Source organism: Pseudomonas sp. Leaf15, from assembly GCF_001421425.1.
GTDB lineage: Bacteria > Pseudomonadota > Gammaproteobacteria > Pseudomonadales > Pseudomonadaceae > Aquipseudomonas > Aquipseudomonas salomonii.
The window spans coordinates 578,909-591,329 of record NZ_LMKI01000023.1 but is presented as its reverse complement, the minus strand read 5'-3'; the positions used below and the strand labels follow the sequence as shown (position 1 = coordinate 591,329).

The 12,421-nt window shown below is 59.8% G+C and carries 10 protein-coding genes and 1 pseudogene; 4 read left to right on the top strand and 7 right to left on the bottom strand.

What is annotated here, in order from left to right; all coding sequences use genetic code 11:
- The first annotated feature begins 34 nt into the window (after window positions 1–34).
- Window positions 35–1,072, top strand: coding sequence for an Ldh family oxidoreductase (locus tag ASE80_RS18900; protein WP_056860284.1), 1,038 nt, complete (start codon window positions 35–37; stop codon window positions 1,070–1,072).
- Window positions 1,073–1,163: 91 nt separating this feature from the next.
- On the opposite strand, the gene ASE80_RS18895 is transcribed toward ASE80_RS18900, so the two are convergent.
- Complete coding sequence (locus ASE80_RS18895; RefSeq protein ID WP_056860283.1) at window positions 1,164–1,484, bottom strand: DUF883 family protein; 321 nt, start codon at window positions 1,482–1,484, stop codon at window positions 1,164–1,166.
- 163 nt (window positions 1,485–1,647) lie between these two features.
- Between ASE80_RS18895 and ASE80_RS18890 the strand changes: the two genes are divergently transcribed.
- The gene (locus ASE80_RS18890; RefSeq protein WP_003190904.1) at window positions 1,648–1,902 is read left to right on the top strand and encodes a hypothetical protein; all 255 of its coding nucleotides are present in this window, start codon (window positions 1,648–1,650) and stop codon (window positions 1,900–1,902) included.
- Here the strand turns inward: ASE80_RS18890 and ASE80_RS18885 are convergent.
- The gene (locus ASE80_RS18885; protein WP_056860282.1) at window positions 1,895–2,794 is read right to left on the bottom strand and encodes a LysR family transcriptional regulator; all 900 of its coding nucleotides are present in this window, start codon (window positions 2,792–2,794) and stop codon (window positions 1,895–1,897) included. The two genes, ASE80_RS18890 and ASE80_RS18885, sit on opposite strands and share 8 nt — an antisense overlap.
- Window positions 2,795–2,885: 91 nt before the next feature.
- Between ASE80_RS18885 and ASE80_RS18880 the strand changes: the two genes are divergently transcribed.
- Entirely contained in the window at window positions 2,886–3,812 is a 927-nt protein-coding gene (locus tag ASE80_RS18880) for a carbon-nitrogen hydrolase family protein (protein ID WP_056860281.1), read from the top strand.
- Between the two features lie 301 nt (window positions 3,813–4,113).
- On the opposite strand, the gene ASE80_RS18875 is transcribed toward ASE80_RS18880, so the two are convergent.
- Genes ASE80_RS18875 through ASE80_RS18865 form a run of 3 tightly spaced genes read right to left on the bottom strand, consistent with a single transcriptional unit; the run spans window position 4,114 to window position 6,573 of the window.
- On the bottom strand, window positions 4,114–4,665 hold the full coding sequence (locus tag ASE80_RS18875; protein ID WP_056860280.1) for a GNAT family N-acetyltransferase: 552 nt from the start codon (window positions 4,663–4,665) through the stop codon (window positions 4,114–4,116).
- A gap of 5 nt (window positions 4,666–4,670) precedes the next feature.
- Window positions 4,671–5,132, bottom strand: coding sequence for an LEA type 2 family protein (locus ASE80_RS18870; RefSeq protein ID WP_056860279.1), 462 nt, complete (start codon window positions 5,130–5,132; stop codon window positions 4,671–4,673).
- A 13-nt stretch (window positions 5,133–5,145) separates the two neighbouring features.
- A complete protein-coding gene (locus ASE80_RS18865; RefSeq protein WP_056860278.1) occupies window positions 5,146–6,573 on the bottom strand; it encodes a nucleobase:cation symporter-2 family protein in 1,428 nt (475 codons plus the stop codon).
- Between the two features lie 235 nt (window positions 6,574–6,808).
- Here ASE80_RS18865 and ASE80_RS18860 point away from each other — a divergent pair.
- Window positions 6,809–8,434: pseudogene (locus tag ASE80_RS18860) on the top strand (methyl-accepting chemotaxis protein).
- 108 nt (window positions 8,435–8,542) lie between these two features.
- Here ASE80_RS18860 and ASE80_RS18855 read toward each other — a convergent pair.
- Together ASE80_RS18855 and ASE80_RS18850 are read right to left on the bottom strand one after the other, a co-directional pair.
- Window positions 8,543–10,723, bottom strand: coding sequence for a M10 family metallopeptidase C-terminal domain-containing protein (locus ASE80_RS18855; RefSeq protein ID WP_056860277.1), 2,181 nt, complete (start codon window positions 10,721–10,723; stop codon window positions 8,543–8,545).
- A gap of 327 nt (window positions 10,724–11,050) precedes the next feature.
- Complete coding sequence (locus ASE80_RS18850) at window positions 11,051–12,166, bottom strand: Gfo/Idh/MocA family protein (RefSeq protein WP_056860276.1); 1,116 nt, start codon at window positions 12,164–12,166, stop codon at window positions 11,051–11,053.
- Between the last annotated feature and the right edge of the window lie 255 nt (window positions 12,167–12,421).

Sequence of the window (12,421 nt, the reverse complement as noted above, 5' to 3'; positions counted from 1 at the left end):
TCATAAAAACGTAATCATAAAAACGGAGCTTCAAATGTCTGCGCAGTCTCCGACAGTTGCCAAGGCTTCAACCGCAATCGGCTTCACCGAATTAGTCGCACTGCTGCAACAGGTCTTTGTGCGGCACGGCACCTCTGCGCAGGTGGCGGCCATCCTTGCGCACAACTGCGCCAGCGCCGAACGTGACGGCGCCCATAGCCACGGCGTGTTCCGCATTCCGGGGTATGTGTCGACGCTCAACAGCGGCTGGGTCAATGGCAAGGCTGTGCCGGTGGTCGAGGATGTGGCCGCAGGCTTTGTACGTGTGGATGCCGATAACGGGTTTGCCCAACCGGCGCTCGACGCCGCGCGCTCGCTGTTGGTAGAGAAGGCGCGCAGCGCCGGGATCGCGTTGCTGGCGATTCGCAATTCTCATCACTTTGCGGCGTTATGGCCTGATGTCGAGCCCTTTGCCGAAGAGGGTCTGGTGGCCTTGAGCGTGGTCAACAGCATGACCTGCGTGGTGCCCCACGGTGCGGATCGCCCCTTGTTCGGCACCAACCCCATTGCCTTTGCCGCGCCGCGTGCCGATGGGCCGCCCATCGTGTTTGACCTGGCTACCAGCGCGATTGCCCATGGCGACGTGCAAATCGCGGCGCGCAAGGGCGAGCGCCTGCCACCGGGCATGGGCGTGGACAGCCTGGGCCAGCCGACCCAGGACCCCAAGGCGATTCTTGAAGGGGGCGCACTGCTGCCATTTGGCGGGCACAAGGGCTCAGCGCTGTCGATGATGGTCGAGTTGCTGGCGGCGGCGCTCACGGGCGGTAATTTTTCGTTCGAGTTCAATTGGGCCGATCATCCCGGTGCGCGAACACCCTGGACCGGCCAATTGCTGATCGTGATTGACCCGAGCAAAACCGCCGGGCAAGGCTTTGCCGAGCGCAGCCAGGAACTGGTGCGGCAGATGCATGCGGCGGGGTTGCGGCGGTTGCCGGGGGATCGGCGCCATCGCACGCGGGCAAAGTCGCAGGAAACCGGCATCGAGATCGATGCGCAGGCGCTCAAGCAGTTACAGGCACTGGCCGAAGGCTAAAAGAAAAGGCTGCGCCAGTGGCGCAGCCTTTATCACGCAGCCTCGATGGCTTAGCTCGATGGCGTAGTCTCGATGGCATAGTCTTGATGGTTTAGTTACGACGACCCAGCAACAGGCCCACCACCAGGCCAAAACCTGCAGAAATCGCCACGGTCTGCCATGGGTGGCCACCGATATAGTTTTCGGTGGCATCCACCACCGGCTTGCTGCGTTCACGCACGTTGGACACCGAGTCCAGCGCCTGCTTGAGCTTAATGGCAACCTGCTCGCGCAGCGTCTCACCTTCTTCGCCTACCAGCGAAGCGCTGCTTTTGAGCAGCTTGTCCGACTCTTCGATCAAGGCCGTCAGTTCACTGAAAGCTTGATCCTTGATTTGATCTTCGACAGCTTGGGCGGCAGTTTTGCGGGCCATTGTGTGACTCCTTGCGAGTGAATGTGACAGTGAACAATGGAGTGTCGGGCGTGGCTAAAAGTTGCAGTTTTTTTGCCGTGAGCGGTTTGCGGGTAAAATCCGGATCAGAATCGTTCGACCTACAGTGTAAGATGTCACCTATTTGTGCAGCAGGTAATTCAACATGAGCTTCAATCTGGCCAACAAAACCCTCGCCGAACGCGCCGAGCTGGAAGATGAAAAGTCCCGCCTCTACGACCTGTGGCAAACCAACCTGGGCAAGGCCAAGGGCGAAGCGGCGCGTTTGTTCGGCGAGCGTGCCAAGCGCAAAGGCAAGTGGGCCGAATGGGTGCGTGCCGAGCTTGATGGCATGTCGCCGCCAGAGTTTTCCAACATGGTGCGCAGCGAAGTCAACAAACTGATGGCCGCTGCTAAGTAAAGCTGGCCACAATGGCTTCGCGTACTTTGAGCAACAGCGGATCCAGCTGCGCCTGGGTGCGCCAGCCCAGTTCCACCGGGTAGCGCGGCAGCGCCAGTGGGCAGGGCAGCACACGCAAGCCGGTCATCTGCGCAATCGCTTCGGCGGCATGCCCGGGAATCGTCGCCACCGCCGCGCTGCCCTTGAGCAAAAACGGCAGCCCGGCAAAGTGGCTGGTGGACGCACACACTTGGCGGCTCAACCCGTGCGCCGCCAACCCTTCATCGGTAATCCCGATAAACCCGCCCGACGACACCAGCACATGCTCGCGTGCCACGAACTGCGCAAGGCTGATGCCCTGTTGGCCCGGCGCCAGGCTGTGCGGGTCGACCAGGCAGCGGTAGTCGCCTTCGCCCAGCACATGCCGGCTCAACCTGCGCTCGGCAAAGCCGCCGGCGGTGATCGCCAGGTCCAGGCTGCGCTCGAGCAGGGCGCCTGCCACGATCTGGCTGTGGGTCTGGCGGAAGATCACCCGCAGTTTCGGCGCACGCCGGGCAATTTCTGCCATCAGCCGCCGGCCATGGGCAATCTCGAAGTCGTCGGACAAGCCCAGCACCACCGAGCGCCCCTGATAGTTCGGGTTGGCCGGGTTGATCATTTCCAGGCTCTGCCGACAACGGTCCAGCGCCTCGCTGATCACCGGTTTCAACTGATTGGCGCGCAAGGTCGGCGCCAGCCCACGCCCGGTGCGCACAAACAGCGGGTCACCATACACGTCACGTAAACGCCGCAGGCCGGCGCTGATCGCCGATTGCGTGACGCCCAGGCGCAAGGCTGCGCGGCTGGCGCTGGACTCGTCGTGCAAGGCTTCGAAGGTTTTCAGCAGGTTCAGGTCAACCTGGGCGATATTCATTTGGCTCATATCATTTAGCACTGAAGCGGGCTTTATTCATGATTGCTCCTCGCCGGAGAATGGGCAACCCCCTTTATCTGGAGTGAACCTGATGCCCATTTCTACCGTAGCGGCGTTGCAGATCGGAGCCTTGCCGGGTGGCAAGGCTGACACCCTGGCCCAAATCCTCACCTACGAGGACGCGATTGTGCGCAGTGGCGCGCAATTGGTGGTGATGCCCGAAGCGTTGCTCGGCGGGTATCCGAAGGGCGAAACCTTCGGCACGCAGTTGGGCTACCGCTTGCCGGAAGGCCGTGAAGCCTTTGCGCGCTATTTTGCCAATGCCATCGATGTGCCGGGCGCCGAGACCGAAGCGCTGGCGGGGTTATCCGCACGCACCGGTGCCAGCCTGGTACTTGGCGTGATCGAGCGCAGTGGCAGCACGCTGTATTGCACCGTGTTGTATTTCGAGCCCACCGGCGGCCTGGTGGCCAAGCACCGCAAACTGATGCCCACCGGCACTGAACGACTGATCTGGGGCACCGGCGATGGCTCGACCTTGCCGGTAATCGACGCTGCCGTCGGGCGCTTGGGCGGCGCAGTGTGCTGGGAAAACATGATGCCGCTGCTGCGCACGGCGATGTACGCCAAAGGTGTGCAAGTGTGGTGCGCGCCGACGGTGGATGAGCGCGAGATGTGGCAAGTGAGCATGCGCCACATCGCCCATGAAGGCCGCTGCTTTGTGGTGAGCGCCTGCCAGGTGCAGGCTTCGCCCCAGGCGTTGGGCACGCAGATTGCCAATTGGCCGTCAGAGCGCCCGTTGATCGCCGGCGGCAGTGTGATTGTTGGGCCGATGGGCGACATCCTGGCCGGGCCGCTGGTGGGGGAAGAAGGGTTGCTGACTGCGCAGATCAACACCGATGATCTGGTGCGAGCGCGCTATGACTATGACGTGGTGGGGCATTACGCGCGGCCGGACATATTTGAGTTGGTAGTGGATGAACGCGCCAAACCGGGCGTGCGCTACGTCACTGACTGAGTGCGTTAAAAAATGTGGGCGCTGGCTTGCCTGCGGTGACCATATCTACACAACTTTTTAAGGCTGCCAATTTCTCCTGTGGCGAGCAGGCTTGCCCTGCGTTGGGTTGCGAAGCAGCCCCAAATCCAGACGCTGAGTTCTTTCAGGAAAAGTTGCAGTGCCTTTACTGGGGCCGCTTCGCAACCCAACGCAGGGCAAGCCTGCTCGCCACAACAGCCCTCTTGCCACATACGTTGTGTTCAACAGAAGTTGTGTAGATACCCATGGTCATCACAGGCAAGCCAGCTCCCACATTCGATCTTCAGCGTTTGGGTGATTGAAATGCCAACCACTCTTGGCGGGTAATCTCCCAAATGTCGCGTGGAAACCTACCTTCTACAAACTCACCCAGCTCCGTGCGGATCAAGCGCATCCCCGTGCGCTCGGAGATCCGCCGCGATGCCAGGTTGGGCGCAGCCTTGGGCACGCGCATCTGCGGGCGCTTGAGCACTTCGAACCAGTACTGCGTCACCGCCGCACAGGCTTCGCTCATAAAACCCTGGCCTTGCCATTGCGGGCCCAGCCAGAAGCCTCGGTTGTCGTCTTCCTCGTCCGTGAGGTTGATATTGCCGATCATCGGTTGCGGCGCACTTTTAAGGCGGATCGACCAATGCCATTGGTCGCCACGGGCCATGCCTGGCAAGGCCACCTGTTCCAGGTAGCGGCGCGCGCCATCGGCCGGGTACGGCCAGGGCACCTCGGCAGTCAGGTAACGCACCACGTCCCAATGCGCGAATTGCGCCTGGATGTCCTCGGCATCTTCCAGGGTCAGCGGGCGCAGGATCAGTCTTTGGGTAAACAACGTCGGTTGCATGGCGGTTACCAGGTCGCGGTGTTGGGCAGGTCGAGGGTGCCGCGTTCCACAAAGCGCATAGTGCCGAACAGGCCGCCTGCGAGTTTGCCGCGCAGTGTGTAAGGCAGGTTGTTCAGGCTTTGGGTCTGGCTCAGCCCCAAGGTCTGGCGCAACACGGAGAACGCCGAAACACTCACCGGCACCATCAGCACTGTCTCGGAAAAGCGTGGGATGCTGCCGGCCTGGTCGCTCACGCCGGACGCCAAGGGGCGCCCATTGACGTCCAGGTCCAGGGCCACACCGTTGTAGTCGATCGCCGTTTCATTGGGGTTTTGTACCCGCAACTTCACGGCGAAACGCACTTCCAGGTCCTGGCTTTGCAGCGGTTCGATGCCCACCACCGTGATATTGACCGGGTCGCGATTGGGGAACAGCGCGCAGGCGCTCAAGGTCAGCAAAAGCAGTGATAGAACCATGAGCTTGCGCATACCAAAGGTGCTCCTATTTCGTGACGTCCGGATCCTGCATGACCTTGAGGGTAGAGGACTCCGGATCAAATTCATCCTCTTCCAGCTCTAAGAACTCCTCCGGCAGGAAAATGTTCAGCAGGATTGCACAGAACGCGCCCACGGTGATCGGCGATTCAAAGATGTTGTGCAGCGCCTTGGGCAGGTCGCGCAGCACTTCCGGCACGGCGGCCACACCCAGGCCCATGCCTAAGGAGATCGCCACGATCAGCACATTGCGTCGGTGCAGCCCGGCTTCGGCGAGAATCTTGATACCAGCCACGGCCACCGTGCCGAACATGATCAGCGTGGCACCGCCCAATACCGGCTTGGGCATCAGTTGCAGCACTGCGCCGATCATCGGGAACAGCCCCAGCAGCACCAGCAGGCCGGCAATAAAGTACGCCACATAGCGGCTGGCCACGCCGGTGAGCTGGATCACGCCGTTGTTCTGGGCGAAGGTCACCATCGGCAGGCTGTTGAACGTCGCCGCCATCGCCGAGTTGAGGCCGTCGGCCAACAGGCCCGACTTGATGCGCTTGATGTACAGCGGGCCCTTGACCGGTTGCTGGGAAATCATCGAGTTGGCCGTCAGGTCGCCGGCGGCTTCCAGCGGTGAAATCAGGAAGATCACCGCCACCGGGATAAACGCCACCCAGTCGAACGAAAAACCATACTTGAACGGCACCGGCACACTGATCAGCGGCACCTGGGGCAGCGCGGCCATGTCGACGCGGCCCATCCACCAGGCCACCACAAAACCCAGGGTCAGGCCGATCACGATCGAACCCAGGCGCACGAACGGGTTACTGAAGCGGTTGAGCACCACGATGGTCAACAGCACCAGGGCGGCCAGCCCCATGTTGCCCGCGGCGCCCAGGTCGCTGGCCCCAAAGCCGCCGGCCATGTCGGTGACCGCGACCTTGATCAGCGACAAACCCATCAAGGTAATGATGGTGCCGGTGACCACTGGAGTAATCAGCTTGCGCAGCTTGCCGATGAACTGGCTGAGCACCACCTCGATAAACGCGGCGAAAAAGCAGATGCCGAAAATCGTCGAGAGGATCTCATCGGTACCGCCGCCCCGGGCCTTGACCATGAACCCGGCGCTGAGGATCACGCTGATAAACGAAAAGCTTGTCCCCTGCAGGCACAACAGGCCGGAACCGATCGGGCCGAAGGTGCGCGCCTGCACAAAGGTGCCGAGCCCGGACACGAACAGCGCCATGCTCACCAGGTACGGCACCTCGCTTTCCAGGCCGAGCACGCCGCCGACGATCAAGGTCGGGGTGATGATGCCGACGAAGCTGGCAAGCACATGTTGCAGCGCGGCAAAGATCGCTGCAGTGAAATGCGGGCGGTCTTCCAGGCCATAGATCAGGTCGGATTTATAGCGGGGGCGGGGGGCTTGAGCGTCAGACAAAGTGCGGGCTCGGGTCAGAAAATGGAGGCGCAGGATGCCAGAAAGTGCCAGCCCTCAGAAGTGTAAAAAAATATTTATAAAAACCCTGCGCAAAACCTCAGGATCTGCCGATATCTCGTATAGGCCCACATTCCAACCATAACAGTGGTGACCAAAGATCAGAGCGGCGCGTTGACGCCCACTGATCGTTTCGCGGCAGGGACGCTCGCAAACACTCCTTCTGAGAGCAACCCCTATGTCCCTACGTCATTTGAATATTGCCCCGCGCGCGTTTCTCGGTTTCGCATTCATTGCGTTGTTAGTGGTGTTGTTGGGGGTGTTTGCGGTCAACCGCATGACGCAGATCCGTCAGTCGTCGGTGGAGATGACCTCCACGCAACTGCCCAGCGTCACGTACCTGGGCAACATCACCGAAAACGTGCTGCGCTTGCGCATCCTCTCGTTTCGCGTGCTAGTTAACCGCGAGCCTGCCGGCCTGCAGGAAGCCGAGACCCGCATGGGCGTCCTGACCGACAAGGTAAAAGCCGCCCAGGCCGGGTATGCGCCGCAGCCGGCGGGGCCGGAGGAAGCCGCGTTGTACAAGACATTTGTCAGTACGCTGGACAACTACCTCAAGGCGCAGGCCGAAATGCTGGCCTTGTCCAAACAAAACAAAGTCGAGGAGATGCGTGCGTTAATTAACACGCGTATCAAGGACGGTACCGACCAGATGGGCGAGCAGCTCAACAAGCTGATCGCCATCAATGCAGCCGATGCCAGGGATGCCGACACCTTGGCCGGGTCGAGTTATCAAGGTGCGATTACCGGCGTTATTGTCTTCTCGGTCGCTGCCGCCTTGCTGACGGTCCTGCTCGCCTGGTTACTGACCCGCAGCATCGTCACGCCGCTGCGCAAAGCGTTGGACGTGGCCCAGACCATTGCCGGCGGCAACCTCACCACAGTCATCGAAGACGCCGGCAAGGATGAGCCTGCGCGCCTGCTGGGCGCCTTGTCGGCGATGCAAACCAACTTGCGCCAGACCATCCAGCACATCGCCGGCTCGGCCACGCAGCTGGCCTCGGCCGCCGAAGAATTGAGCGCGGTGACCGAAGAAGCCTCCAAAGGCCTGCAACAGTAGAACAACGAAATCGACCAGACCGCCACGGCCGTCAACGAAATGACCGCCGCCGTCGAAGAAGTGGCGCGCAATGCGGTGTCCACCTCCGAAGCTTCCGGCCAGTCCAACCAGGCGGCACGGGAAGGGCGTGACCGCGTGGTGGAAACCGTCGGCGCCATCCAGACCATGACCCAGGATGTGCAAAACACCGCACGGATGATTGAAGGCCTGGCGACCCAGGGCCGTGATATCGGCAAGGTCCTCGACGTGATCCGCGCGATTGCCGAACAGACCAACCTGCTGGCACTTAACGCAGCCATTGAAGCCGCACGCGCCGGTGAGGCCGGGCGTGGGTTTGCGGTGGTGGCCGATGAAGTACGCGCCTTGGCGCACCGCACCGCGCAATCGACCCAGGAAATTGAAAAAATGGTCGCCGGCATCCAGAGCGGCACCGGCGACGCCGTGCAGTCGATGCAGCAGAGCAACCAGCGCACCCAGACCACCCTGGAACTGGCGCGCGCGGCCGGTGTGGCCCTGGAGCAGATCACCGAATCGATCAGCCTGATCAACGAGCGCAACCTGGTGATCGCCAGCGCCTCGGAAGAGCAGGCCCAAGTGTCCCGTGAAGTGGATCGCAACCTGGTCAATATCCGCGACCTGGCGACTCAATCGGCGGCAGGCGCCAACCAGACCAGCGCGGCCAGCCATGAGCTGTCGCGCCTCGCGGTGGATTTGAACGGGATGGTCGCGCGGTTTGTGATCTGACGGGCGCGTGTGGGAAGCGGCGATGCGCCGCTCCCACCCTTTAAACCTCGCAACGTTGGCACAGGCCGATATACGAATAGTTTCGTGTACACCCAATGCATTACAACGTTAGAGGTAGCCGTCCTTCTGGAGGGTTAAACCTATAACATCTTCACGGCTGATGGGCGCAGTACTTTTAATCACAAAGTCGCTTTTGCCATTGCCGGTCATATCAATGGCGAGGAAGTAACGTTTGGCGGCCTGGTTATAACCCAGGACCGTATCGCCCGCTCGCCCAGTGTATTGGTCGACCGCATTGAAAGTGACATTTATGTTTTGACTCATCTTGCTTAAATCAATCTTGTCCTGGCCGCTGATAAAGTCCGTAATCAAGTCAGCGTTATCACGAGGCGAATCGTTCATTGCATGATAGTTGAACGTATTGAAACCGCCGTTACCTTTCAGGGTATCGGCGCCGGCGCCACCGGTCAGACTGTTATCGGCCGAGTTTCCGATAATACGATCATTGCCTTTGCCGCCGATGGCATTTTCAATCACTGTTCCCGTCGTGATATGAACATTGTCGGCCAGGCCACCCACGCTGGAGTGTGAGCCCGGCGTAAGGTTGATGCGCTGGTCCTGCTTGAATCGCGAAAAGTCAAACGTGTCATTACCGCGTTGATCGCTGACACTGAAGGCGGGTTTGTCGCAGGATGAAGTCAGGCTTGTAGCGGGGTTTCCCGTGTTGGAATTGAATCCGTAGACAGTGTTGTCTTTGTCACATTGTGGGGATGGCGGTGGGGTGGGGTTGGGCTTTGGTTTTGGCTCGGGATGTGGTTTGGGTTTTGGTGCAGGTGCAGGTGCAGGTGCAGGTGCAGGTGCAGGTGCAGGTGCAGGTGCAGGTGTGGGCTCGGGCTGTGGTTCTGGCGAGGGCGCGGGTTTGGGCCCCGGTGCTACAACGGGCGGCGGCGCATCGGAGTGGGTCACGATGTCGTCTGGTTTTATCGGGGTTTTACTTAAAATCATCAGCGTCGATTTACCGTCGCCACTCACGTCGAGCGTCAACCTGTGCATCTGTGTTTTTTTATCGTAGTCCAGCAGCAGTTCGCCTTTCTTGCCGGGCATTTTGCCGGCCTGGTCGGTGTGTACACCGGTGATTATCGGCTTCGCGATACCGGCTTCTTTCAGGAGGCTGGACAAATCAATCTTGTCTACGCCACTGACAAAGTCGTTGAGTTTGTCCGGGTTGCCAGGCGACGAGTCGCTGGCCTTGTGGTAGACGAAGGTATCAGCACCGCCCCCGCCGAGCAGTGTGTCGCCGCCGGCGCCTCCGGTCAGGCGGTTGCTGACATCGTTGCCGATCAGTTGGTCGTTGCCTGACCCGCCAACGGCATTTTCCACGACCACGCCTTTGGCGATGGATACGTTTCCTTTGCGGTTGCCCACGTCCGAAAGGGACTCGGCATTCAGGTTGATCTTCTGGTTTTGCTTGTAGCCGGAAAAATCCAGGGTGTCATTACCGCCATTATCCCAGACGCAAAAAGCGGTCAGGTCATCGGCATTTTTCAGGCTGTAGTAGCTACGCTCGGCATTCGAGTTGAAACCATAGGTGGTATCACCGGTGCGGGTTTTGTTATTGGCACCGTAGAGGCTTTGGCCGGCTGCAATATCGCCCATCATGGGCGTTGAAGTACTGTCCGAGATGCTCACACCCCTCTCATCACGAGGTCGCCACCAATGGGTGCTGTAAGACATGGCCGTGTGGGTTTTGTTGTTCTGCGGGTAATTGCCCTCCGGATGCCCCAGCCCCAGGCTATGGCCGATTTCGTGAATCATTGACGAGTTTAAAGGTAAGTTCTTGTCGCCCACCCCGATCCCGATGCTCATGTTGCGGGCGTCACCGACAGGCATGCTGGCGTACCCCCCGACACCGGGGTTACCGTGCACGCTGATGACCACGTCGGCGTCCTTGGTATTTTCGGTAAACGTGACATTAACCACATCTCCCCACGCGCGGATTGATTCTCTGAAGGCGTTCTTTCGCTCTTCGCTGAACGCCGATGCGCCGTTTTTTTTGCGCCAGGCATTTTCGGGTTTGGACAGGTCGGCAAAGTTATAGGCAACGGTTATTTTGCCATCGCCGTTATTGTCGCTTATTTTGAATTTTTCACGGGTGAGGTCTTTGCCAACTTTGTCCGAGACCGAAGAAGTTTGAGGATTTTGAACCTGGGAAGCCGGCGGTTGATCAGCTGGGGTAGGCGCCGCGCCCAAGTTTAACAGGGCCGGTGTGTAGGATCGAATAGTTGACATGATTACCCTCGAAAGATGTAAAGATACATGACGCGCTAATGTGAATGAAAGAGGTGAAACAATAAGGTGAGGGGTTTTTGTTGAGGGAACAAGCAGGCAAATATTGCGATGTGTGAGTTATATAGCTGTGGGGTTATCAGTGGGTAAAGAGTGTGTTGGATAGCGCCGCAGGTGAGTATGAAAGTTTATGCGCGAGGGTTTGAATAGCGTAGTGGGCGGGGAGGAAAAGTTACCGGGGCTGGGCGTTATATGTAATGACTTCCAACACGTGCGCGGATGAGCGCGCAGGAACACTGCGCACCCATCAGGCAAACGAAGCGTGGCGTATTAAAGCTCATCCACCTTGACCCAGCGCTGCGCCTGCGCCGCCAGGCGTATCGCCGTCGCCAACCGCTCGACCGCCCAGGCACTGTCAAAGTCGGTGCCGTGTGCGCCTTGCCCGGCCAGCGCCATGATCAGCTCCTGGACTTCCAGTGTTTTCAGCTCGTTGTAACCCAACTGATGCCCGGCGGCCGGGCTGAACGCGGCGTAGCCGGGCAGGGCGGGACCGGCCAGCACACGCTGGAACCCGTCCTGGCCGGCGCGGCAGACACGCAGCTCGTTCAAGCGCTCTTGATCGAACGCCAGCGTGCCTTGAGTGCCACTGATTTCAAAACTCAGGTGGTTCTTGTAGCCCTGCTTGAGCCAACTGCTGCTCACGGTGCCACGGGCGCCGTTGGCAAAGCGCAGCAGGGCATGCACGTGGTCATCCACCGCAATGGGTTTGAGTTCGTCGCTGCCTTTGACGGCCGGGCGTCGGGCATGCACGGTTTGGGTATCCGCGCACACGCTCTCCACATCGCCCACCAGATAACGCGCCATCGACAGCAAATGGCTGCCCAGATCCGCCAGCGCGCCCCCGGCATGTTCGACTTCGCAGCGCCACGACCAGGGCGAAGCCGGGTCGGCCATGAAGTCTTCGCTGAACTCACCCTGGAAGCTGATGATCTCGCCCAGTTCGCCGTCGACGATCATCTGTCTGGCCAGGCCAATCATCGGGTTGTGCTGGTAGTTGTAACCGACACGCGTGACCACGCCGGCCGCACGGGCGGCACGGCGCATGGCGTCGGCTTGTTCCAGGCTCACGGCCAGCGGTTTCTCGCAGTACACCGCCTTGCCCGCCGCTATCGCCGCCATGGCCATGGGGTAATGCAAGTGGTTGGGTGTGGTGATAGCCACTACATCGACATTAGGGTCATTGACCAGCGCCTGCCAGTCACCGTGGGCCTGGGCAAAGCCCCAGGCCGTGGCGCAACGCCGGGCGCGTTCGGTGTCGGCATCGGCCAGTGCCGCCAACTTGAGGTGTACCGGCAGTTCGAACACTGCGCGGGCATTGTTGAACGCCAACGCATGGGCGCGCCCCATGAAGCCTGTGCCGATCAAGCCGATTCCGAGTTCACGCATCGCCGTGGTCCTTTGGATTATTGTTGTCAGGATGGCTATTAATGGAATAATAATTCCCATAATTCAATAGATGGAATAAAAATTCATTAATCAGTCTGCGTAATGCAGACATATTCAGGCCAACACCAAACACCCTCAGTTAACAAAAGATAACGTAGCGCCGATTGTCAGACGATTCCAAAGCCCGATAGGATGGCCCCTGCTTCCTCCAGGCGCTCTAGATTGCAGGTTTCAGAGCCCGGGAAGGCGAGACCA